Source organism: Mycolicibacter engbaekii (assembly GCF_002101585.1).
In the GTDB taxonomy this organism is placed as follows: domain Bacteria; phylum Actinomycetota; class Actinomycetes; order Mycobacteriales; family Mycobacteriaceae; genus Mycobacterium; species Mycobacterium engbaekii.
In genome coordinates this window covers 1-24,381 of the sequence record NZ_LQOT01000073.1, presented here as the reverse complement: position 1 = coordinate 24,381, position 24,381 = coordinate 1, and the positions used below count along the sequence as shown (strand labels likewise).

General features: G+C 69.2%; 13 protein-coding genes and 1 pseudogene. 4 read left to right on the top strand and 10 right to left on the bottom strand.

Features of this window, described 5'->3' with window-relative positions; all coding sequences use genetic code 11:
* Positions 1-13 precede the first annotated feature (13 nt).
* The 3 genes from AWC02_RS18610 (at position 14) to AWC02_RS18600 (ending at position 3,076) form a co-directional block, all read left to right on the top strand.
* The gene (locus AWC02_RS18610; RefSeq protein WP_085130183.1) at positions 14-1,372 is read left to right on the top strand and encodes a cytochrome P450; all 1,359 of its coding nucleotides are present in this window, start codon (positions 14-16) and stop codon (positions 1,370-1,372) included.
* Positions 1,369-2,199 (top strand): SDR family NAD(P)-dependent oxidoreductase, encoded by an 831-nt coding sequence (locus AWC02_RS18605; RefSeq protein WP_085130182.1) that lies wholly within the window; start codon positions 1,369-1,371, stop codon positions 2,197-2,199. Before AWC02_RS18610 ends, AWC02_RS18605 begins: the two co-directional genes overlap by 4 nt.
* Positions 2,200-2,263: 64 nt before the next feature.
* Positions 2,264-3,076, top strand: a complete 813-nt coding sequence (locus tag AWC02_RS18600; protein WP_085130181.1) for a phthiotriol/phenolphthiotriol dimycocerosates methyltransferase — start codon at positions 2,264-2,266, stop codon at positions 3,074-3,076.
* A gap of 15 nt (positions 3,077-3,091) precedes the next feature.
* Here the strand turns inward: AWC02_RS18600 and AWC02_RS18595 are convergent, their stop codons facing one another.
* From AWC02_RS18595 to AWC02_RS18570, 6 genes are all read right to left on the bottom strand, one after another.
* Entirely contained in the window at positions 3,092-3,877 is a 786-nt protein-coding gene (locus tag AWC02_RS18595) for an alpha/beta hydrolase (protein ID WP_085130180.1), read from the bottom strand.
* Between the two features lie 98 nt (positions 3,878-3,975).
* Complete coding sequence (locus AWC02_RS18590; RefSeq protein ID WP_085130179.1) at positions 3,976-5,325, bottom strand: hypothetical protein; 1,350 nt, start codon at positions 5,323-5,325, stop codon at positions 3,976-3,978.
* Between the two features lie 225 nt (positions 5,326-5,550).
* The gene (locus tag AWC02_RS18585; protein WP_085130178.1) at positions 5,551-7,164 is read right to left on the bottom strand and encodes a hypothetical protein; all 1,614 of its coding nucleotides are present in this window, start codon (positions 7,162-7,164) and stop codon (positions 5,551-5,553) included.
* 226 nt (positions 7,165-7,390) lie between these two features.
* Entirely contained in the window at positions 7,391-8,110 is a 720-nt protein-coding gene (locus AWC02_RS18580; RefSeq protein WP_085130177.1) for a nitroreductase family protein, read from the bottom strand.
* Positions 8,103-8,606 (bottom strand): DUF2505 domain-containing protein, encoded by a 504-nt coding sequence (locus AWC02_RS18575; RefSeq protein WP_085130176.1) that lies wholly within the window; start codon positions 8,604-8,606, stop codon positions 8,103-8,105. Before AWC02_RS18575 ends, AWC02_RS18580 begins: the two co-directional genes overlap by 8 nt.
* A gap of 13 nt (positions 8,607-8,619) precedes the next feature.
* Positions 8,620-9,318 (bottom strand): flavodoxin family protein, encoded by a 699-nt coding sequence (locus tag AWC02_RS18570; protein ID WP_085130175.1) that lies wholly within the window; start codon positions 9,316-9,318, stop codon positions 8,620-8,622.
* Positions 9,319-9,420: 102 nt separating this feature from the next.
* On the opposite strand from AWC02_RS18570, the gene AWC02_RS18565 reads away from it, so the two are divergent.
* A complete protein-coding gene (locus tag AWC02_RS18565) occupies positions 9,421-10,251 on the top strand; it encodes a class I SAM-dependent methyltransferase (protein WP_085130174.1) in 831 nt (276 codons plus the stop codon).
* Here AWC02_RS18565 and AWC02_RS18560 read toward each other — a convergent pair.
* From AWC02_RS18560 to AWC02_RS18545, 4 genes and pseudogenes are all read right to left on the bottom strand, one after another.
* The gene (locus tag AWC02_RS18560) at positions 10,244-11,500 is read right to left on the bottom strand and encodes a phthiocerol/phthiodiolone dimycocerosyl transferase family protein (protein WP_085130173.1); all 1,257 of its coding nucleotides are present in this window, start codon (positions 11,498-11,500) and stop codon (positions 10,244-10,246) included. The two genes, AWC02_RS18565 and AWC02_RS18560, sit on opposite strands and share 8 nt — an antisense overlap.
* Before the next feature lie 17 nt (positions 11,501-11,517).
* The gene (locus AWC02_RS18555) at positions 11,518-15,912 is read right to left on the bottom strand and encodes a type I polyketide synthase (RefSeq protein WP_272818992.1); all 4,395 of its coding nucleotides are present in this window, start codon (positions 15,910-15,912) and stop codon (positions 11,518-11,520) included.
* Positions 15,909-21,340 (bottom strand): annotated as a pseudogene (locus AWC02_RS18550) (type I polyketide synthase). The gene AWC02_RS18555 and the pseudogene AWC02_RS18550 overlap by 4 nt, the downstream one beginning before the upstream one ends.
* Positions 21,340-24,381, bottom strand: a 3,042-nt coding sequence (locus AWC02_RS18545) for an SDR family NAD(P)-dependent oxidoreductase (RefSeq protein ID WP_133055665.1), incomplete at its 5' end; no start/stop codon positions are given. The gene AWC02_RS18545 and the pseudogene AWC02_RS18550, both read right to left, overlap by 1 nt.

Here is a 24,381-nt window from a genome sequence, read left to right as displayed (position 1 = left end):
AGGGGCTTGCCAGATGGACCAGAAGGAACTGACGCGCCGACTTCGTTTTCGCGCCAGTCTGCTCAAGATCGGCACCGACGGGCTCATCGGCGTGGTCCGCGACCGGGCGACCGCCTACCACTACGCGGTCACCCGACGCGAAACCGCTCCGCTGACCGACTTCGACCCGTTTGCACCGGAGACGATGCACGACCCCTATCCGGGGTACCGCACGCTGCTGACCGGGCCCAAGGTCTGGTACAGCCGCAAGCGGGGCATCTGGATCATCCCGGGCTATGACGAGGTCCGCCAGGCGTTACGCGACAACGAGGCGTTGTCCTCGGCGCAGAGCCAGGCCCGCTTCCGGGTCCGCCTGCAGACCATGAACGCCACCGACCCGCCGGAGCACACCCGGCTGCGCCGGTCGGTGTCGCGGGCATTCACCCCGCGTGCGATGAAGTCGTGGGAGATCAACATCAACCGCGCCGCCGACGAGCTGGTCGCCGCGATGGTCGAGCGCGGCCGCGTGGAGATCGTCTCCGACCTCGCCAAGCCCCTGCCGAACCGGCTGATCACCATGATGCTGGCCATACCGCAGGAGGACCGTCACCAGTTCCTGGAGTGGGCCGACACCATCAACGAGGCCGCATTCGCCCCGCTGAGCCTGCGCGGGATGGTGATGAACATGCGCTCGAGCCAGGCGGTGATCGCGATGCACCGCAGTCTGGACCCGATGATCAAAGCCCGCCGCGCCGAGCCCGGTGACGACCTGATCTCGATGCTGGCGGCGCCCAGCGGTGCCGACACCCTCTCCGACGACGAGGTGTTCTGGACGGCATCGATGCTCGTCGGCGCCGGCAGTGAGACCACCACGAATCTGATCTCCGGACTGTTCCTGACCCTGGCGCAACGTCCCGATGTCTACGCCCGGCTGCGCGAACAGCCCGAGCTGATCCCGGCCGCCATCGAAGAGCAGCTCCGGCTGGTCGCCCCGGTGCAGGGCTTCTACCGAACCGCGACGTGCGACTACCAGGTCGGCGACCAGACCATCCCGGCCGGTGCACGGGTGTTGGTGCTCTACGCGGCGGCCAATCGCGATCCACGCCACTACCCCGATCCCGACACGTTCGACCTGGACCGCAATCCGAGCGACCACCTCGCTTTCGGTGGGGGCGCGCACTACTGCCTCGGCACGCACCTGACCCGCATCGAAGTGAGCCGGGTGCTGACCCAGTTGATCCCCCACGTCGAAACCATCCGGCTCGACGGCGATCCCCGCTATCTGGTCAACGCCACCATGCGCGGCCTGGAGCACCTGCCCGTCGAATTGGTTCCCGCCGGCTCCGCCGGGCACCCCGCACCGGCTCAGTCCGGGAACACCGGCGCCCGATGAGCGCCCAGCCGGTAGCGCTGGTCACCGGAGCAACCAGCGGGATCGGCGAGGCAACCGCCGACCGGCTGCAGGCGGCCGGTTACCGCGTCTATGCCGTCGGGCGTAATTCCGAAGCCCTGCAACGTCTTACATCCCGAGGGCTGACCGCACGCCAACTCGACGTCACCGACGAGGCCGGAGTGCGACGCCTGGTCGCGGAGATCACCGCCGAGCATGGCGGGGTGGATGTCCTGGTCAACAGTGCCGGATTTCCGCTGACCTGCCCCCTCGAGCAACTGCCGCTGGAAGACCTGCGCAGCCTGTTTGAGACCAATGTGGTTGCCGCACTGCACCTTGCTCAGGCGGTTCTGCCCGGGATGCGCCACCGCCGGTCCGGGGTCATCGTCAACATCGGCAGCACCGGAGGGCGTTTCGCCAGTCCGGGCGCCGGCGGTTACCACGTGGTCAAGTACGGCATGGAGGCGCTGTCGCTGTCCCTGGGTGCCGAGGTTGCGCCGTTCGGCGTCCGCGTGGTGCTGCTCGACCCGACTGCGGTCCGAACGCCCTTCGTCATCTCTCAGCAGGAGGCGCGTCCCAGCTACGCAGCCGATGATCCCTACGGCGACTTCAAAATTCGCTATGCCGAGAACACCCGCCAGCTCTCTGCCAAGCGGGGCGTGATGATCGAGCCCGACACCGTCGCGCGCGCGGTACTGCGCGTGGTCAGGGCCCGCAACCCCAAGCCGCGCTACGTGGTCGGAATCTCCGGCAAGGCAACCGTGTTGGCCCGTGCCCTGGTTTCCGACCGGCTGTGGAACCGCATTCTGATGCGCGGGCTGCGCGACTGACTCCCGGCACGGGGCCAGAACCGCGGCGCCGCCCGAATCGTGAGATACTTCTTCGATGCCCACGATGAACCGCCTGATATTCAACCCGGTTACCCATCGCGTGTTGACGAATCCCTTCGTCTACAACTTGGTGTTCACCTCTTTCGTGAACAAGCGATTCTCCACCCAGACCCGGATGCTCAGCGGCGACGACTGGTTGTTCCTCAACTACGGCTACGAAGAGGACCCGCCGATGGCGGTGCCGCTGGATCCCGCCGACGAACCCAACCGGTTCTTCATCCAGCAGTATCACCGCACCGCCGCCCAGGTCGACTTGGCCGGCAAGAAGGTGCTGGAGGTCAGCTGCGGCCACGGCGGCGGCGCGTCGTATGTGATGCGCACCTTCAAGCCCGCCGCCTACACCGGTTTGGACCTCAACGAGACCGCCATCGAGTTCTGCCGCAAGCGCCACCAGCTGCCCGGCCTGGACTTCGTGCAGGGCGACGCCGAGAACCTGCCGTTCGACGACGGCTCGTTCGATGTGGTGTTGCACGTCGAGGCATCGCATCTGTACCCGCACCCGGCCCGGTTCTTCGACGGTGCCGCACGCGTGCTGGCCCCCGGTGGGCATTTCCTCTACACCGATTTCCGCCGGCGCAGCGAGCTGGACCGCTGGGACGCCGAGCTGGCCGGCACCGGATTGCGCCTGGTGTCCCAGGAGGACATCAGCATGGACGTGCTGCGCGGCAACGAGAAGAACCTCGACCGCAAGCAGAGCATGATCGCCCACCATGGCGGCCTGGCCCGACTGGCCAGCGCCGCTACCGACTGGACCTTCAACGGCGCGCTGCGCAACGGCGAGTTCGTCTACCGGCTGTACTGCTTCGCCAAGGACTGAACGGCCCGGCCGGCGCTATAGGCCGCGTTCGCCCAGCCATCGGTGAATGCGGTCGGCGACGGCGTCCCACCCTGGTTCCAGCATCATGTTGTGGCCCATGCCCGCAAAGAACTCGGCCTCGGTGCCGTAGGCACGTGCGGTGGCCAGCACTTCTTTGCAGGTGTGGGCGCCGTCCTGTTCGGCGCCGAGCACCAGCAGTGGCGTCGTCACACGGCTGGGCCGGGGCAACTTGAGGATCAAGCAGTCCACGCTGATCCGCGGGGAGTCTTCCTGCAGCCGGGCCGCGCACTGTAGGACGGTCTCGGCCGGGGTGGTCTCGGAGAAGAAGTGCTGCCGAGCCCGCTCCGGCGAGGTGATGTAGGGCAGCGCCCTGCCGGTTACCGCCATCTTGATCGCATCCCACGGGCGGTGGCGCAGCCAGCGCAGGGTGGAGCCGTAGTTGCCCCGCGGCGGGATGGACGCCATCAGGACCGCCGCCGGCGCCGGACGGCCCTCGAGGTACTTCTGCACGATCAGCCCGCCCATGGAGTGACCGATCACCACCGGGGGCACCGGGAGACTCTCGGCCACCGCCACGATGTCGGCGACGTAGTCATCGACTCCGCAGGACCGCAACGGCTTGTCGCTGGAGCTGGCGCCATGGCCGCGGAAACTGACCGCCAGCGCGCGATAACCCCGCTCGGCGAAGTATCCGAGGAAGTTCTCCTCCCAGCACCACGCGGCATGCCAGGCACCGTGGACGAACAACAGCGGAACGGGGTGAGCCGAGCTGGTATCGCCCCTGTCGATCACCTCAAGCACAGCACCGCTCTCCCTATCCGCCGCGCCAGCAACGGTAGCAGCGACCGTGTCCACCGGGGCGTTCGCCCGATCTGGCCGGTAGCGCGGCCACCTGACGGCTACTCCGGGGTGATGTTGAAGATGGCGTCCCAGAGCCCCTGGATGTCGAACGGCCCGATGATCCCGCTGTTGTCGAAGATGTTGTACCAGTAGTCGCCGAAGAACGCCTGGAGCTGCTCAGGGGTGGGCAGGAACGGGGTGGTGTCGATGACCGGGTCCGGCGGCAGCGGGTTCTTGATATCGAGCAGCACGGTGTTCAGGCGCCACAACCACGCCTGGGTTTCGATCATCTCCTCGTTGGAGACGTTGGCGGTGCCGTTGGCGTAGGCGTCCATCCATTCGTCGATGACCGGGTTGCCCGGCCACAGGTCGTCCATGATCTTGACCAGCCAGAAGTAGCTGGGGGTGTTCCAGTCCTCGGGGTCGAAGATGTTGCCGCCGGGCTCGAGAAGCAGGCACGGCCCGGGGCAGACCGGGCTGCCGGGGATGAACGGGTTGAAGGCCAGCAGGGATGAGGCGATCAGCGACTGCACGGCGCGCGCGAAATCGATCGGGTCGGGCAGGATGAACTGGTCGGGGTCGAACGGCTGCGTCAGGCTGTTGAAGAAGTTGGCGAACGGCTGCCCGAAGTCCATCGAGTAGTAGCTGCCCGCCCACGGCTGCAGCGGGGCGTTCGGGTCGATGTTCGGGTAGTCCTCCGGGTTCAGCCCCAGCTCTTCGAGCGTGCGGGTGCCTTGCCAGTAGTAGCCGTCATTGGCATACCCGATGTTGACCATGCCCGGCCCGTTGGGGTCGAAGTAGAACTGGTTGCCGTTCGTCATGTCCGAGAACGGGATCTGGAACCAGTTGTTGATCAGCGGGAAGGGCTGCAGACCGAAGGCGATCAGCAGACTCCACAGGGTCTGGTCGATCGCGGTGAAGCCGGTGATCGGGCTGGTCGGCATGGCCGGCAGGCAGTCCAGGCCCGCGCAGCTCAGGTCGATCGGGATCTCAACGTTGGCCAGCATGGACAGCTGCTGGCCCAGGCCCGGGTAGCTGTGGTCCCCTTCGTGACCGGCGCCGGAGATCAACGGGAAGGGGAACATCATCTGCAGGATGCCTTCGAAGTGCCCCATGTCGCCGGGGTCCTCGCCCCAGGCGTTCGTCGGGCTACCGGCGAACCACGGACCGCTGTAGAACAGCGACTTGGCCAGGGTGTCCATGGCGTGGATTTCCCATGCCGGCGCGTTGAACAGAGCCTGGAACAGGTTCAGGGGGACGTTCCACAGCGACTCGCCGGCAGCGAGCTGTGTCTCGAGGTGAACCGCGTCGCTCTTGGCGATGGAAGCGGCCGGTGGGGCCACGGTGATGAGCCCGGCGGTGGTGATGGCCAGCCCCGCGGAGAAGTACGAACGCAAGGCTGTGACCATCCCGATTTCCTCCCAAGGTAAAGTAGCTCTACGCAGCGCCAGGGCCACGTGCTATTCCTGTAATCTATCAAAGCACTGACTGAGCGCAAATCGACAATCACATGTCGCCAAGCGATGTAAATGCTGTGTTCAAGATGAGATCGTTGGGCGCGGTTGTCGCCGAAACCTCTCCCCTGCATCCTGGGACTGCCGCACGAACGCGGCCCCGCGCAGCTTCGGCGCGGTCTAGAACGTGAACCAGCTGGCGATTTCGGCCCACAACGCGTCGAGATCGGCGACCAGACCTCCGCTCGGGTCCAGGACCCGCAGGAAGTCGTCCCACACCAGCAGTGAGTTGAGGCCCCCGTACTCGCCGATCTGCTGCTCGTCCAACGGCAGGTCCGGGTTCCAGGTCGGCGGCATGTAGTAACCGGTCTCGGGATTGATCGGCCATGGCCCCAAAAACCCGGGATCGGTCAGCAGCCCGGAGTTGACCGCCAGGTTCGGCAGGTAGGGGTTGATGTCGCCCAGGAAGTCGATGATCGCGTTGTGGGTCTCGGTGTCGAAGGTGAACGTTCCGGTCTGCAAGGCCGAGATGGCAGCCACAATCTGCTCGTCGGTCGAGCCGTTCGCATCGCCCACGGCGTTCTGGGCGCCCGCGGCCTCGGTCAGGTCGATCCACTGCTGGATCTGCGGATTGGGCGCGCCGATGGCCTGGATCGATTTCACCAAGTCCAAGGTGGTCACTCCCCACGGCGGGGAGAACGGCGCCATATTGCACAACCCGGGGCACAGCGGGCTGCCCGCGACATAGGGGTTGAAGTCGATGACCAGCCCGGCGATCAGGGCCTTCATCGCCTGCGCGACCTCGTCGGCGCTGGCGAAGTGAAAGCCGACGGTGGGGTCGGCGCCGTTGACGCTCCAGTCGACCGGCTGCATGAGGCTGTTGAACCACTGCAGGATCGGCCCGAACAGGTCGAATTTGAACGTCACGCCGGCCCACGGCATCAGATTGATCTGGTTGCCGTACTCATCGAGCACGGGATCGCCGTTGTCGTCCAGCAGCGGATGCGTGCCCGGGAAGCCGAATCCCCCGGGCACCGAGCCGTTCGGGCCGATGCCCTCCACCGGCGAGGCGATGCCCGCCGATGTCGGGTTGTCCGGGTCGCTGAAGGGGCTGCTGGGGAATGTGTAGCCGTTGACCAGATCTTGGAGCGGCACTTTGAGCCAGTACTTGAACAGGTCAAGCTGATTGTCGTCGTTCGGGAAGTTGGAGAACGCCACCAGGAAGTTGATCGCGCGGTCCAGTCCGGTCAGGCCGGTGATCGGCTCGACCGGCGACATCGGATAGCACTGGATCGCGTCACACGAAGCGCTGACCGGCAACATGGCGGCAGCGAACATGGCCAACTGCTGCCCCAGGCCCGCGGTGCCGTTGGCCAACGCGTCTGGGTCGATCTCAGGTTGATAGAGGCCCGAGATCTCGGGGGCGAAGGGGAACAGGTAATTCACGATCGCCATGAAGTGCCCCGGGTCTCCCGGATCCTCCCCCCAGAGGTTGGTGGCGCTGGGGGTGAACCAGTTACCGGTGAAGAAGAACGAGTTGGACAGCACGTTGGTCGACTGCACATTGTTGAATGGGATGTTGACCAAGTCTTGGAAGAAGTTGAAGGGGATATTGAGGAACGAGGGATCCGCCGTCAGTTGCACCGCCCGCTCGGCGGCGGTCAGGCCGGGGATCCAGGGCGCAGCCGGCGAGACGGGGGCCACCACGGCGACCGCGGTCGACGCGGCCAGTGCCGCGCTTGCTGTGGCCGTGGCATACCGCCGCGGCGGCGCTGCTGCCCCCGTTGCCACCATCGCCGGCCGGCGCCCCCGCGCCGCTCGATGAGCCCCGCCCGTTGTATGCCGACGCTGAAGCGTCCCCCCACCAATCACACATCCCCCTCAAAGTCCCCCCGGACCGTGCGCGCATATCGGAGCCGCGGCCCGAACTTTAGCGATCGACGATTAACTTACACCAATCGACGACAGACTTCCCCTTAATCGCACATAATCTCCGGCCACGGAATACCACAGCCTGCATTCAGCTATCCAGCCACGCGCGGTCCCCATAAGCGTTCAGGTGAACCACCTCCCCGACCGGCCTGCGGGTGGTCGGCCCGTAACGCCCGCGCGGCCACCCCAGCGGCACGATGCAACACGGTGTGACGGCGTGCGGCAGACCCAGGGTGCGCCGCACCGCGCGCTGATTCCACAGCGGCAGGGTGATCAGTGAAGCGCCCAGGCCCATGGCGCGGGCTGCGAGCAGCAGATTCTGCACGCTGGGATAGATCGAACCCCAGTAGGCGGATTCGGCGATGTGCGGCATCCGCACCACCGGCAGCCGGCCCTCGCTGGCCCCCAGGCGCAGACAGGCGACCACCAGCACCGGCAGCTCGGCGAAATGGTCGATCTGCCACTGCATGGCCCGCGCGATTCCGGCGATCGACTCGTCGGTTTTGATCTTGCGCCGCAGCACCACGCCGCGCTGAATCTTCCAGGCCTGCCGATACCGCCTGGCCAATTCCTCTTTGACTTTGCGGTCCTTGACGACGATGAATTCCCAATTCTGGCCGTCGTTTCCGGTCGGGGCGCGCAGTGCCAGTTCGATGCACTTGAGCACCACCGCGTCGTCGACCGGGTCGGAATACACCCGCCGTATCGCACGCTGGGTCATCATCGCCTCACCCAGCGGCATGTCCAGCCGGGCCAGTGCCTCGGCGGTGGCCGGCACGTGGGTGTACGGGAACTCCGAATCAGGCATTCTCACCTAGCCAACTCGTGGTGAACCGTTGAATCTCCGGCACACCTTGGGCGAACTCGCGAGCCAGAAAGCTCTCGATGGGACCGCCGACCAGCGGCATCTTGAAGCGGACCGTACCGCTGAGCGTCATCTGCGAGCCGGTGCCGGCGCGTTCGAGCACCGCGACACCACTGCCCGAGCCCGGGGCGCCGGTCACCGCGACCGTGATGGCGCCGTCGACCCGGCCGTCTGACGCCGGCGTCCAGACCTCGGTGGAGACGATGTTGAGGTCGCCGCGGTACACCTTGGCCAGCATCCCGGGCAACGCGCCGTGGCGCAGATCCTCGTTCACCACGACCCGAACCCGGCCGTCGGCGTCGACATCGAGGCAGTCCAGGGTTTTGTTGCCGCCGAACGCCTGCAGCCGGGCCTGCCAATAGGCGGGGTTGCCGAAGGCACCGTGCACCTGCTCGACGGTTGCCGGCGAGGCGAACGTCACCTCGAAGGAACGGGGCATAGCCGCTGACCTCTCACTTGCCGAACAGCCGGCCCACCAGGCCGGCGGCGAACGTGCGGACCCGGTCGAGTTGCTCGGGCGAAACATTGGTCGGGGGCAGCCGAAGCCCCAGGTAACGCTCTCGGTAGCGTCCGCTGCCCAGGAAACTGGTCAGCGCCAGCATCGAACGCAACGGGTCACCGGGATAGCTGAAGTGGATCTCGTCCTGATAGCGCCCACCACATTCTTCGGCGAGCCGGCAGACCTCGGCGTAGTTCTCCTGCCAGAACTCACGGCACACCGTGAACACCACGAACGGCTTGCCGTTCAAAAGCTTTCGCGCCTCGTCTGTTTTGAGGAACGACCTGATCGGCATGGCCGGCGCTTTCCACCACGTCGGAGAGCCGATGCAGATCAAGTCGTACTCGCCGTCGCGCACCGCGTCGGGCGTGCGGATCTGCCCCGTCTCCCCCCGCTGCTGCGCCTTGAGCACGCTGAGCATGTCCGGCCAGACCCGGCGCAGCGGGAACTCCGCGAACCGCTGCGAATAGCGCGGGTCGGTGAATTCGATGCCGGCCTCCACCACTTCGCAGCCTCGCTGCGCGAACACCTCGCCGGCGGTCTCCAGCACCTTGCGCGACTGCCCGGAGAAGCTGTAGTACAACAACAGGATCCGCGGCGCTCGGCCGTCGCGTTCGCTGGTCTGTGCCGCCATCTGTGCCTCCTGTTCCATGCGGCGGTCCCAGCTTCGACTCTCCTGCGTCGAGCCTCGCTGAACCGCCGGGTCCGACCGTGCGTGCATCGAATGCCCGTCCAGCGTATTAGGCTCGCCGACGTGGCAGACAAGATCCCCGTCGACCTGCACGGCGCCGCGGCAACCATGCTGACGACGCTCTATCTCAAAGCACTCGATGCCGATTTCGACTCCCCGGTGCTGGGCGACCGGTACGCCAAGGAGGCCGTCGAGCGCATCGACTTCGACTGGGACGCCCTTAAAGCTCCCGGCCGCTGGGCGCCCCTGGTGACCGTGCGCACCGCCCAGTACGACATCTGGGCTCGGCAGTTCCTGGCCAGCCACCCCGACGCCACCGTCATCCACCTCGGCTGCGGCCTCGACGCCCGGGTCTTCCGCATCAATCCGGGGCCCGAGGTGACCTGGTACGACGTCGACCAGGCGCCGGTGATCGCGTTGCGCGCACAGGTTTACCCCGACCGCCCCGGCTACCACCTGATGGCGACCTCGGCCACCGACCCGACGTGGCTGGACAAGATCCCGGCGGACCGCCCGGTGCTGCTGCTGGCCGAGGGCATCAGCATGTACCTGACCGAAGCCGACGGCGTGGCACTGCTGCAGAGCATCGTCGACAAGTTCCCGTCCGGCGAACTGCAGATCGACTTCTACAACTGGTTCGGGATCAAGACGCAGAAGACGCACCGCCTGCAGCGCCAGTCCGGCGCGACACTGCACTGGGCGGTCAACGACCCCAGCGACATCCTGGACAAGGTGAACGGCGTTCGGCTGCTGGCTGCCACCGACTTCTTCGACGCGCAGACCTTTGACCGGGTTCCGGCCGGATTCCGGCGTTCCAGCCGCCTGGCCCGGGCGGTGCGGCCGCTGCGGGCAATGCTGCAGTACCACCGCTACGCCTTCGGCCCGGTCAGCTGACGCCGGCGGCGTGCTGCTCGGCGATACTGCAGAGCAGCGCCCGAATCGCCTCCACCGAGCGCTCCGGCTCCGGTCCGTGGGAGTGGTATTCGATGTTGAGCTGGCCGGCGAAGATCTGCGTGAAGTAGATGTCGATCCCCGCGCTGACCGCGAAGTACAGCTCACCGTGCGTTGTGGTGACCTCCACGCCCGGTGGTGTGCGCACCGGCGGTACCAATCCGTTGTTGCTCAGCACCACGACATCGGGCAGCCCCGGCGGGTTCCCCACGTACTGCGGACTGAAGTGCAGCCGGGACTGCTGGATCACGCCCTCGTCGAGATCCTTCTGGAAGTTCGCCGCGATATCGCGAGCCAGCTCGACCAGGTCGGTCTTGGTGTCGACCTCGGCCAGGTAGGTGGCCAGCCCGATCGGGTTGGTGCAACCGGTGGCCGAAACCGGCGGCGACAGAAAGTATCTCAAGTCGACGGTGTAGACGTAGGGCACCGGGATGCTGAGCTTGCCGCGCAGCTGCCATTCGGCCATCAGCACCGCCGCGGAGAGCACGGCGTGCAGGCTCAGATCGTGCGCACGGCCGAAGGCCACCACGTTGTCGGTCTGGCTTTCGGTCAGCCGGCACGACGCCATCGGCACCAGCACCGGCGACGACGGCGCCTGCCCCGCGACCGCCCGCCGGGTCGGCGGCAGATCGTAGGCGAACAACGCCGGCATGAAACGCTCGATTCCGGAGCGCTGTTGCTTGTCGATCCCCCGATCGGACAGCACCGCCTCGATCGACAGCGGAGCGGGCTCGATGTTCATCGCACCGATCCGTCCCGTGGTGACCAGATCGGTGTAGTAGGACAGCATCTCCTCGATCAACGCGTACATGTGGTGGCCGTCGGCGACGGCATGGTGCACGTACAGCGTCGGCTGGGCCTGCCCGTCGCGGATGATCACCCGCATCGCCACCAACGACTCGGTCTGGTCGAAGTGCGGGGCGGGCGGCTGCTCCTCGGGCCCGTCGAGCTCGATGACCTCGATACCGTCGGGCATCAGGTCGTCGGTGACGAACTGGTGGTGCCCGTCCGGCAGACGCTCCAGGCGTCCGGTGAGGATCGGGTGTGCCTCCAGCAGCGCCTCGTAGGCCTCCGAGAGCAGATCGATGTCGACCGGACCGGTGACATGGGCCGCCAGACCCACGAAATTGTGGGTTTCGGCCAGCATCTCCTCGCTGTTGGCGAGCTTGCGGATAACCGAGGTGGCAAACACTTGTGGCGATATCCCCTCTACGACAACTCGACCAGGGTCATTTCGCCGTCTTGCGCGGCGGACTCCGAGTCGTGTTCGGCGACGGCCTCGCGGACCAGCTCCATCACCGCCGCGGTGAACCCGTCGGCGAGCGAACGCACCACGGACTCCTCGATGCGGCGGCTGTCGAACCACCAGTCCACGTGCAGCACTCCACCGGTCCGATAGGCCCGCAGCTCCAGTGCGTGCCCCAGCCCCGCGATCGCCTCGCGCACCGGCATCGCGGTGTCGGGGTCGAACTGCACCGGGGAGTCGCCGAGCGACGGCGGCTCGGGGATCGCCCCGAGGTAGGCGAAGTGAATGTCAGCCGGGGCGACCGCGGCCAGGCGCCGCGCCGTCGGTGCGTAGAGGTAGCGCAGCAGTCCGTAGCCGATCCCGTAATGCGGGACACCGTCCACGGCTTCGTGGACCGAGTCCAGCAGCTGCCGCGCGGATGTCTGCCCGGCCGGCGAACAGCTCAGCGCGACCGGATAGATGGTGGTGAACCAGCCCACGGTGCGCCGCAGGTCGACGTCGGGCTTGAGCACCGACCGGCCCGCTCCCCCCATGTCGACCGCGATGCTGCCCGCACCGACCGCCGATGCCACCGCCCGGCCCAGCCCGGCCAGCAGGATCTCGTTGATCGGCAGTCGCAGCCGCCGCCGCGCGTCGTCGATCTCGCTGGTGTCCACGGCGGGCAGTGCTGTGGACAGCGTGCACAGGTCGGCGGCCGCCGGAGGTTCGGCGGCCTCGGCGGCCAGCCGCAGAGTCGCTGATTGCGTTGTCTGCAACCAGAACTCGCGACTCTCCAGCACCGCCGGATGGGTCGCGAGCCCAGCGCACCGCTGCGACCATTCGGCCCAGCCGACCCCGACCGGCTGCAGTTCGATGTCGTTGCCGCCCAGTTTCTGCCCGAATGCGGTGAAGATATCGGTGAGCAGAATGTCACGGGAGGCCTCGTCGCCGACGGCGGCGTGCAGGCTCAGCGCCAGGTAGCAAAGATCGCCTGCCGCGCCCCGCACATACAGCGCCGTCAGCGGTGGGCTGGACAGGTCCTGCTCGCGGATGTGCTCGGCGAGCAGCGTGCGGACCGCGTCGTCCTCTGCGGTCAGGCCCTCCGGCAGGTTGTGGATGCTGATCTCGCCGAAGTCGCCGGGCTCGACGATCCGCTGCTCCCAGGTGCCGGCCCGCTCGGTGATACGCAGACGCAGCGCCTCATGGTGATTGACCACCGCCGACAGCACGGATCGCACGTCGTCGGCCGAGATGTCGGGCCGCAACCGCAGAACCACCGGGATACGCCAGCGCCCGTGTTCGCGAACACCGTTTTCCAGGAAGTAGGCGATGTTCGGCGGCACCGGCGGGTGCTCGACCGCACCGGGCGACTGACGGCCCAGCCCGCCGGCGGCGTACCGGGCGGTGAGCGCCTTGGCCAGCGCCGCCACCGTCGGGTTGTCGTAGAGGTCCTGCGGGGTCAGGTCGAGCCCCTCGTGCGACGCGGCCATGGCGACGCTGATCGCCACCAGGGAGTCCCCGCCGACGTCGAAGAAGTTGGCCGTGCGATCCACCGAGCCGACACCCAGGCACAACGCCCAGATGCGTTGCAGTGTCGCCTCTATCGACTCACCGCTGGCCGCGGCGTCCCCGCTCGGACCGCCCGCGGCGGCACCAGCCGCGCTCGCGCCGCCGGACACCCAGGTGGCGTTCGCATTGTGCTCAAGCCAATGGCGTTGCCGCTCAAAGGGATAGCCCGGAACGGTGACGCGCTTGGGCTGGTAGTCCCCGCGCAACGGCGACCAGTCCACCTCGACCCCGGCGGCCCAGAGCTGGCCGAGCGCCAGCAGGAAGGTGTCGCGGTCGTCGCGGTTCTGGGCGTGGTGCCGCATCAGGCGCACGGCCCGATGTCCGCTCGCGAACTTCGGGTTGCGGGCCGCCGATGCGGTCAGCGTGGCCCCCGGACCGACCTCGACCACGACCCGGTGCGGGTCGCCCAGCACGACATCGATCTCGTCGGCGAACCGGACGGTGGCCCGCACGCTGCGCGCCCACGTCGCCGGGTTCGTCGCCTCGCTGGGAGCCAGCCACGTGCCGGTCAGGTTCGACAGCAACGGAAGCTGCGGTTCGTGCAGCGTCTGCCGGGACAGGAACGCGGTGAACTCCGAGATCATCGAGTCCATCAGGCGGGAGTGGAAGGCGTGCGAGGTCCGCACCCGGCGCGCGTTGATACCGGCCTGCTTGAGCCGGTCGGTGAACTCGCGGATGTCGGCCTCGGCCCCGGCCACCACGCAGCCGTCCGGGTCGTTGACCGCGGCAAGGTCGACGTCACCGGTCAGATAGGCACCGACCGCCTCGGCGCTGATCGGCACGGCCACCATCACGCCACGCGGCGCGGCGTGCATCAGCCGGGCCCGCATCGCCACCACCTTGATCGCGGTGTCGAGGTCGAACACACCGGCGACGGTGGCCGCGGCGTATTCGCCGATGCTGTGGCCGATCAGCGCGGCCGGGCGCACGCCGTAGCTCTCGACCAGCTTGGCCAGGGCGTATTCCACGGTGAACAGCGCAGGCTGGGTGCGATCGGTGCGTTCGAGGTCACGGGAGGTGCCCTCGAAGATCATCGAGCGCAGGTCGTAGCCCAGCTCCGCCTCGAAACCGGCCGCGCAGCGGTCGAAGTACTCGGCGAACACCGGTTCGTTGTCGTAGAGCCCGCGCGCCATCCCGATGTGCTGGGCGCCCTGGCCGGGGAACAGGAACACCACCCGGTCCTCGGTGGCCGCGTCGGCGGGGTCGACGCCCTCGCCGATGAAGACGTTCTCGCTCTCCTCGGCGCCCAGCACCGCCACCGCGTCGGCGCGGTCGGCGACCACCGCGGCCAGCCGCAGGGTGTGCGGGTGCCGCTCGGCCAGCGTGTAGGCCACGTCCGGCAGGCTGGCCGCCTCGGCGTCGTCGCCGGAAAGCTCTGCAGCCAACTCCTTGCGCCCCTGCGCCAGTGCCTCGGCGGTGCGTGCCGACAACAACAGCACCTCGGGACCGGGCTTCGGCGCCGGCGCGGCAGTCTCCTGCTCAGGCCATTCCTCGACGATCACGTGGGCGTTGGTGCCGCCGACGCCGAACGAGCTGACCCCGGCGCGCCGGATGCCGTCGGATTCCCAGGGACCGTACTCGCTGCGGATCCGGAAGGGTCCGTCGTCGAGGTGCAGCTCGGGGTTGGGGCTGGTGTAGTGCAGTGTGGCGGGAATCGCCCGGTGCTTGAGGCACAGGATGGTCTTGATGAGGCTGGCGATGCCGGCCGCGGACTCCAGGTGCCCGATGTTGGACTTGACCGAGCCCACATAGCAGGGGCCGGACCGCTGTTCCTCGGAGACCGCGAAAGCCTGACGCAGGCCCTCGATTTCGATCGGGTCGCCCAGCGGGGTGGCGGTACCGTGCGATTCGACGTAGCTGATCGTGGAGGCATCCACCTCGGCCACCGCATGCGCCTCGGCGATCACGTCGGCCTGACCGGCGGCGGTGGGCGCGGCATAGGTCATCTTGGTGCCGCCGTCGTTGTTCAGCGCCGAACCCCGGATCACCGCGTGGATCTGGTCACCGTCATCGACAGCCGCATCCAGCGACTTGAGCACCACCACGCCGACGCCGCTGGAGAAGATCGTGCCGTCGGCCCGCACGTCGAACGGCCGGCAGTGCCCGCTCGCCGAGACCATCGAGCCCGGCTCGTGCCAGTAGCCGACGTGGTGCGGGACCCGCAGCGAGGAACCGCCGGCCAGCGCCATGTCGCATTCGCCGTTGAGGATGCTCTGGCACGCCAAGTGCAGCGCGACCAGCGCCGAAGAGCAGGCCGTCTGGACCGACAGTGCCGGGCCGTGCAGGTTGAGCTGGTGGGCCACCCGGGTGGCCAGATAGTCCTTGTCGTTCTGCAGCGACAGGTTGACCATCTCGAAGCTGACGCCCTGCCCGATGATCAGGTTCGGGTCGTAGTGCGACATCAGGTTGTGCAGCAGGTAGCCACTGGTGGTGCTGGTCCCGTAGACGCCGACCGATCCCTCGATCTCCCCGGGCCGGTACCCGGCGTCCTCGAGTGCGTGCCAGGCGGTCTGCAGGAACAGCCGGTGCTGCGGGTCCATGGTGCGGGCGGCCTGCGGGGTGAACCCGAAGAAACCCGCATCGAACTCGTCGATGCCCTCCAGCAGCGCCGCGCGCCGCACGTAGTTGTGGTTGGCCAGCGCCTTGTCGCTCACTCCGCTGGCGCGCAGCTCGTCCTCGGACAGCGTGACGATGGATTCGGTGCCGTTACGCAGGTTGTTCCAGAATCCGGTCAGCGTGCGCGCACCCGGAAAGCGCCCCGCCATGCCGACAACCGCGATCGCGTTGGGCGGCACTTCATTGTTGGTCACGAACGATCTCCTACTTTCCGCCGCGCCGCCGCCCGCTGCCGCGCCGCGGCACGCTGCTGGGCGCGGCTCCGAACGCCCCCGGCGTCGCCGTCGCCGTCTGAGCCTTCCTGCGCCGCCAGACCGAGTTGGCGGGACAGGTCGGCCGCCAGATCGGTCAGCGAGGCTCCTTGCAGCAGCAGCGCCACCGGTGGCTCCACCCCGAAGTCGCCCCGCACGGTGTTGCGGATGCGCACGGCCATCAGTGAATCCATTCCGAGCTCGGTCAACGGCCGCCCCGGGTCGATGGCGCTGCCCTTGGGGTAGCCCATGATCGCCATGATGCGCGAACCCAGCCGGGCCACGACCGCCTTGGCGGCCTCGGCGGCGTCGAGCTGCTTGAGCCCCTCGGGGCCGGGCCAGTCGTCGTCCTCGGCATCGAGGTCGAGCTCCTCGGCCAGGGTGGCGAAGTATCCGAGCTGCTGCAACTCCGGGAAGGCCGCGGCCACCCGGTCCAGCCGCAGCCGCGCGACACCGATCCGGCCGAGATCACCGCCGAGGATCGCCTCCAGCGCCTCCATGCCCTCGTCGGGGCTGATCGGGTCCAGCGCACTGAACTTCAGCTCCTGGGCGACGCCCACCCCGGACCACTGGCCCCAGTTGATGGTGATCGCCGGCAGCCCGGCGGCCCGCCGCCACGCCACCAGGCCGTCCAGCCAGGCGCTGGCCGCGGCATAGGCCGCCTGGCCCGGGGCGCCCAGCAGCGACGACGTCGAGGAGAACCCGACCCACCAGTCCAGGTCCTTTCCGGCGGTCGCCACATGCAGCCGCAGCGCCGCCGACGCCTTGGGCGCCCACACCCGGCCCAGCGTCTCCTTGTCGATGCCGACCACGATCTGATCGTCGATGACGGCGGCGCCGTGGATCACACCGCGCAGCGTCAACCCGGTCTCCTCGGCGGCGGCGACCAGGCTCTCGGCGACGCCGGGCGCGGCCAGATCACCGGAGACGACGGCGACCTGCGCCCGCTGTTCGAGCTCGGCCAGCACGGCACGCTGCTCCTCGGAGGGCTGCGAGCGGCTGTTGAGCACGATCCGCGCAGCGCCGCGATCGATCAGCCAACGGGCCACGACCAGTCCGATACCGCCCAGACCGCCGGTCAGCACGTAGGCGCCGTCGCGCCGCACGACCGGGGCACCCGTCGCGGTCAGGCTGGCCCGCCTGAGGCGTTCGACATAGCGGTTCGCGCCGCGCCAGGCCACCACGTCGTCGGTGCCGGCCAGTCCCAGCCGGCGATCAACGCCGCCACCGGGTCGGCGCCGTCGGTGCGGGCGTCCACGTCGACCAGGGCGGTGTGCAGATCGGGGTGCTCATAGGCCAGCACCCGCACCAGGCCCTTGAGGGCGCAGATCGACGGATCGCCGTGTTCGGGCTGCTCGGCGTCGACGCTCAGGCCGTTGCGGCCCACCAGCCACAGCCGGGGCGCCGTGCCGTGCCAGCCCCCGACAATGGTGCGCACCGTCGAGGCGACCGACCAGGCCAGGTCGCGACCGCGGGCCGGATCGTTGCCCGCCTCCGTGCCGTCGAAGTCGCTGCGGGCGGCCAGCACGACGACGCCCACCGGGGGCCGGTCGGGATCGCCGGCGGTCTGCGCGAAGGCCTCCCGCACCGCTGGTTCGCTGGTCAGGTCCGCGGTGATCACGCGGCGGTCCGGCGAGCTGAACCGGTCGGCGAAATCGGCTGCCAGGGCTTGGCTTTCGGGGCCGTCGGTGAGCACCAGCCAGCTTCCGTCGGCGGCTGACGGGGGCTGGGCGGGGCCGGGAGCCTCGAGCCACTCGGTGTCGAAGATCTTCTGGCTCAGCGGCAACGGGACGGTGCGGCGCTGCACGCGCTGCAGGTAGATCCCGGAGAGCTCGGCGGTGACCGTCCCGGTGTCGTCGGTCAGGGTGACGCGCCCGGTGATCCCGTCGTCGTCGTGGTTGAGCACCTCGGCGTGGCCGCGGGCGCGCCGGCCGACATCGCCGAAGATCCGGATGGTCTCCACGGCCACCGGCAGGTAGGTGGCGTCGGAGGCTCCGCTCAGCGACTCGTCGGGCAGCGCGGCGGCCAGGCATTGCAGGGCGGCGTCGAGCATCACCGGGTGGATGCGGTAGCCGCGGTGCCCGGTCGCCTCGTCGGGCAGCACGATCTCGGCCTCCGAAACGCCACCGGGCTTGCGCACGATGCGGGTCAGCGCCGCGAACGCCGGGCCGTGCTGCAGACCGGTCCGGCGCAGCGCCGTGTAGAGGTCCGCCGGGGACAGCGCGGTGCCCCCGCTCGCCGGTGCCGCTGTGCGAGGCTGCGGTTGGCCGGCCGGTGCGGCCACGGCCCGGGCGACGGCGTGCCGGGACCAGCCGCCGCCGGCGGGACGGGAATGTATCTCGATGCGCAGCTCGTCGGAGCCGTCGGTGTCGTGCAGCAGCCGGGTGGTCACCTCGGTCCGCTCATCGACGCGCAGCATCTGTTCGACTTCGACCCGGTCCACGGCGACCGCGGAGGGCGGCAGGCCCAGCGCCTGTCCGGCTGCCGCCAGCGCCATCTCGGCGAACCCGGTGGCCGGCATGACGATCTGGCCGTGCACCTTGTGGTGGGCCATCCACGCGACGAGCTCGGTGCCCACGTCGGCCTGCCAGACGTGACCGTGTCCAGACGGAAGCTCGACGTGCGTACCCAACAGCGGGTGCGCGTCGGCGGAGTTCCGGTTGGACGCCACCGGCGCCGCCCAGTACCGCACGTGCTGCCACGGCCGCGCCGGCAGGTCTACGCGGCCCAGGCCACCGTCGGGTTGCGGCGCCTGCGCCGGCGGCGGCGCGGCGGCGGCCAGGTTCGTGTGGAAGCTCAGGGCCTCGGGCTGGTCGCGCAGCAGGGTGCCGGTCACGGTGCTGTCGCCGGCAGGGCGTGCCGTCTCAAGGTTGCCGTTGATGGCGTGGCTGAGCAGCGGATGCGGGCTGACCTCCACGAAGGTGGCGTGGCCGGCAGCGGCGGCGGTCACGGCCCGGCCGAACCGCACCGGGTTGCGCAAATTGCGCACCCAATAGTCGGCATCGAAAGTCGGTGTCTCGGTTGCCGTTTGGCCCACGGTGCTGATCAGCGGGATCTTCGGCGCCGACGGCTTGAGGTCAGCCAGCGCGGTGCGCAGCTCGTCGAGGATCGGGTCCACGGTCCGGTGGTGCGATGCCACGTCCACCTCGACGCGCCGGGCCAGCTTGCCCTGGGCGTCCACCACCGCGACCACCGCATCGACCTGGTCCGGCGGGCCGGCGATCACGGTCTGCTGGGGTGCCGCGTACACGGCCACGGCGATGTCGGGGTGCTCGGCGACCAGCTTCTCGGCGGACTCGGCGTCGAGCTCGAGCAGCGCCATCGCGCCCTGCCCGGACAACCGCGCCATCAGCTCAGACCGGGTGGCGATCACTTTGAGGCCGTCGGCGGGACTCAGTGCACCGGCCACCACGGCGGCGGCCACCTCGCCCATCGAATGCCCGATCACCGCATCCGGTTCGACTCCGTGGGACCGCCACAGCGCGGTCAGCGCCAGCTGCATGCCCACCAGCACCGGTTGAATGCGGTCGATACCGACCACCGGCTCTCCGGATTCCAGCACCCCGCGCAGCGAAAACCCGACCTGGGCAACAAAATCCGGTTCGAGCTCGTCGACGGCGGCGGCGAAGGCCGGCTCGTCGATCAGCAGCTGCCGGCCCATCCCGGCCCATTGGGATCCCTGGCCCGAGTAGAGGAATACGGTGCCCTTGCCGCGGGATTCGGCGCGCGTGCCGACCACCCCGGGTGCCGGGTAGCCGCCGGCGACCGCCCGCAGCCCGGCCAGCGCCTGCTCGGTGTCGCGGGCACAGACGGTGGCGAACTTGGCGTAGCGGCTGCGGTGGTGGTTGAGCGTGCGGGCGATGTCGGCCAGCGGGACCGCGGCGCCCGGGCCGGCCATCCAGTCGGCAAGTGTGGCGGCCCATTCCGCCACCCGCTGCTCGGTCTTGCCCGACACCACCAAGGTGGCGACCGGCTCGGCCGGCGCCGGCGACGGGACCGGGTCGGGTCCCTGCTCGAGCACGACGTGCGCGTTGGTTCCGCCGAGCCCGAACGACGACACCGCGGCGCGTCGCGGACCCTCGGTGGCCGGCCACGGGGTCATCTCGGTGGGCACGAACAGCCGCGTGGGACTCGGGTCGATCGCCGGGTTCCAGGTGGAGAAGTTGCGGTTCGGCGGGATCTGTCCGCGCTGAACCGACAGCGCGGCCTTGATGAATCCGGCAATCCCGGCGGCTGCCTCCAGGTGGCCGATATTAGTCTTGACCGCACCGAGTGCGCATTTCGCCGCACCGCGCCCGTAGACGTCGGCCAACGCCTCGAATTCGATGGGGTCGCCCAAAGCCGTTCCAGTGCCGTGGGTTTCGATCAGGTTCACCGAGTTGGCAGCGACGTCGGCGCTGCGCAGCGCCCGGGTGATCGCGTCGATCTGGGCGATGGTGTTCGGCGCGGTCAAACCGTTGGACTTGCCGTCCTGGTTGATCGCCGAGCCGCGCACCACCGCAAGCACCCGGTCGCCGTCGCGGATGGCGTCGGTCAGGCGTTTGAGGACCACGACGCCCGCCCCTTCGCCGCGCACGAAGCCGTCCGCTCCGGCGTCGAAGGTGTGGCATCGGCCGCGTGGAGACAGCATTCCCCACTTGGCCATGGCGATCTGGGTCTCCGGCCGCAGGATCAGGCTGACCCCGCCGGCCAGGGCCAGGTCGCTCTCGCGCAGGCGCAGACTCTGGCAGGCCATGTGGATGGTGACCAGCGATGACGAGCACGCCGAGTCCATCGCCACGGCCGGCCCGCGCAGACCCAGCAGGTAGGCGATCCGGCCCACCGCGACGGCGTGCGCGTTACCGGTGGCCGAGTAGCCGTCGATGGCATCCGGGTTGGCCGCTGAAATGCCTTGATACTCGGTGTAGTACACGCCCATCATGACCGCGGACCGGATCCCGGACAGGGTTGCCGGCGGCATCCCGGCGTGTTCGAGTGCTTCCCAGGCCACTTCCAGCATCAGGCGCTGCTGGGGGTCCATGGCCTCGGCTTCGCGCGGCGAGATGCCGAAGAAGTCGGCGTCGAACCCGGCGACATCGGAGAGGAAGCCGCCCCACTTCGACGACATCCGGCCCGGTGCCAGCGGGTCCGGGTCGTAGTACTCCTCGGCGTCCCAGCGATCCGCGGGGATCTCGGTGATGGCGTCGCGACCGGTCTTCAACAGGTCCCAGTAGGCGTCCGGGCCCGAGGCGCCACCCGGGAAGCGGCAGCCGATCCCCACGACCGCGATCGGCTCGGCGGCCGCGATCCGCGACGCCTTGTCGAACTGCTCGGTCAGCGCCCCCCGTTTCTCGGCGCTCATGGCCGAGATCCTGTTGAAGATCGTCGTCATCAATAAATACCGCTCTCGCTCCCGGTCGAAGCCGACTCGACCTGATCGAACAACTCGTCCAGCACGCCGCCGGATGAGCCGAACCCCAGATCGTCGTCGTCTTGACCTGCTGTGCTGTCCGGCTCGGCGTAGTGCGACGCCAGCAGCCCCACCAGGTGCGTCGCCAACGCTGAGATGCTGGGGTGATTCCACAGCATTGACGCCGACAAATCCACCCCCACCAACTGTTGTGTCTCTTTCAGCACGGTCATCGCGATCATCGAATCCAGCCCCATCTCCGGGAAGGGCTGGTCCACATCGATCGCCGTCACCGACGTGCGCAGTTCGCGAGCCAAGATAGCCTGCAGCCTGACCACCAGCTCATCGCGCCTCTGGTCGGCGGGAATGGCCGACCAGTCCGGCGCGCCGGTCGCCGAGGTGTCGGCGCCGCCGCCCGCGGAAACCTCACCGGCCTCAGCAGCACCGATTGCCACGCCGGCCTCGGCGACGAGCGACTCGAAGAAGGTCAGGTCGCGGAATTCCGGCGACGTGGCGACCGCGCGGTCGATGCGCAGCCGTCCCACCCCGACCCGGGCGCCGATCCGGCCGGCGTCGGCCGCCAGCACCGCGTCGAGCGCCTCGATGCCTTCGTCCGGGTTGATCGGGTCCAGCACGCTCAGCGTCATCGACCGGCCCAGCCCCACATCGGACCACTGGCCCCAGTTGATAGCGGTCGCGGGCAGGCCGGAGGCGTGCCGCCACGCCATCAGGGCGTCCAGCCAGGCATTGGAGGTGGCGTAGCCGAGCTGGCCGGGCAGCCCCAGCAGGGCGGCCATGGAGGAAAAGCCCACCCACCAGTCGAGCTCGGCGGTTGCGGTAGCCGCGTGCAGGCGGGCGGCGCCGACGGCCTTGGCCGACCAGACATCGGCCAGGCTCTCCGGCGTCACGGCGCTCACCAGGCCATCCCCCAGCACACCGGCCGCGTGGACGACGCCGCGCAACGGCCGGCCCGTCTCCTGCGCAGCGGCCACCAGCTGATCGGCCACACCCGGTGCGCTGATGTCGCCGGCGACGAAGACGACCTCGGTCTGCGCGCCCAGTTCCGCCAGCACGGCACGCTGGGCTTGCGACGGCTCGCTGCGGCCGTTGAGCACGATCCGTCCGGCACCGCGCTCGGCCAGCCAGCGCGCCACCACGGTGCCCAAGCCGCCCAGCCCACCGGTGAGCAGATAGGAGCCGTCCGCACGGACCGTGGCGTGGCCGGCATCGTCGCCCGGGGCATCCCCGGCGCCGTCGAGCGCCGCCCGGATCAGCCGCTCGGTGTAGCGCTGACCGTTGCGCCAGGCGATCACGTCGTCGCGCAGCGGGGCGCCCAGTTCGGCCAGCAGGGCATCGGCGCGGTCCGCGGTGCCCTGGGCGGGGTCGAGGTCGACCAGGGTGGCGCCCAGGTCCGGCTCGTCGGCGAGGACGCGGGCCAGTTCGCCGGGGAAGCGCCAGGTGCGGACCACGCCTTTGAGCGCCCCGATGGCGGGATCGCCGGGTTCGTCGCCGCCGAAGGCCAGCCCACCGCTGCTGACCACCCACAGTCGCGGCTTGCTGCCCGCGGACGCGTCGGTCCAGCCGGCGACGGCGGCCCGGGCCACCGACCACGCCGTCCAGACCAGTTCACGGGCCCGCGCCAGTGCGCTGTCCGGATCGGTCCCGGCGAATTCGCTGCGTTCGAGCAGGACGACGATGCCGGCGGGCGGATGCGCGGGGTCCGCGGCGGCGCGCTCGATCGCCTCGTTCAGGGCGGGTCCGTCGGTGAACTCCCCGGTGAACACGGTGCGGTCGGGCCCGCCCAGGCGGGCCGCGAGGTGCTCGGCGAGCTCGCCGGTGGACGGCTCGCGCAGCAGCAGCCAGCTGCCGGCTGCCGCCGTGGCGCCGTCCGGCGTAGTGATCGCCGGCGCCCACTCGGTGGCGAAGGTCTTCTGGTCCAGTGGCACCCGCAACGAGCGCGGATCGATGGGCCGCAGTTCGACGCCGGCGAGCTCGGCGCACGGGGCACCCGAGTCGTCGGTCAGGACCAGACGGCCCCGCACCGCGTTGTCGTCGGCAAGGCTCAGTTCGGCGTGGCCGCGCACCGGGCGTCCGGCAGGTGCGAACACCCGCACCGCGGCGACCGCGGCCGGCGCGTACCCCGCACCGTCGGCGTCGTGGCCGGGCTGCACGGCCTCGACACCGGCCGCCAGCTTCCGCAGCGCGGCGTCGAGCACGGCCGGGGGGAGCCGGTAGGCCGGATGGGCGCCGGAGCCCGGGTCGGGCAGCGTGAACGTGCGCTGTTGGGGGGCCGGCTCGACCGCGCGTTGCGCCGGTGCCACGGCGACATCGGCGACGGCGTATCGCGACCATGCTTCCCCGGCCGCGCGGGCGTGGATCTCGATCTGTGCCTGGGTGGGCGCCCCGCGCAGGGTGGTGGTGAGCTGAGTGGTGTCGTCGAGCACCAGCGGCTGCTCGATCTGCAGGCCGGTCACCTCGATCGACTCGGCGGGGGTGCCCAGTGCCTGGCTGCCGGCGGCCACGACCATCTCGATCAGGGCCGCTGCGGGCGCAACGGCCTGTCCGTGCACCGGGTGCTCGGCCAGCCACGGCATCGCCGCGGTGCTCAGCTCGTTCTGCCAGACGTGCTCGCCGCCGGTGAGCAACTCGACGTGCACGCCGAGCAGCGGATGGACATCCGGTGCCTGCATCGCCCGCTCGGGGGCCGGCAGCCAGTGCCGGGTGTGCAGCCAGGGCGTGGTGGGCAGCTCGACGAACCCGCCGGCGCCGGTCTGGTAGCCGAGTTCGGCGACTTGGATGTGGAAGCTCAGGGTCTCGTCGTCGCCTCGCCGAAGCGTCGCCCCCACGGTCACCGGCTCGGCGGTGGCGGCTTCGGCGGCTTCGCTGATGGTGTGGGTCAGCAGGGGGTGCGGGCTGATTTCGATGAAGGTGTCATGGTCGGCCGCAGCGGCGGCGACGGCCTGGTTGACCAGTGCGGGTTTGCGCACGTTGGCCGCCCAGTAGTCCGCATCGAGCACCGGGGT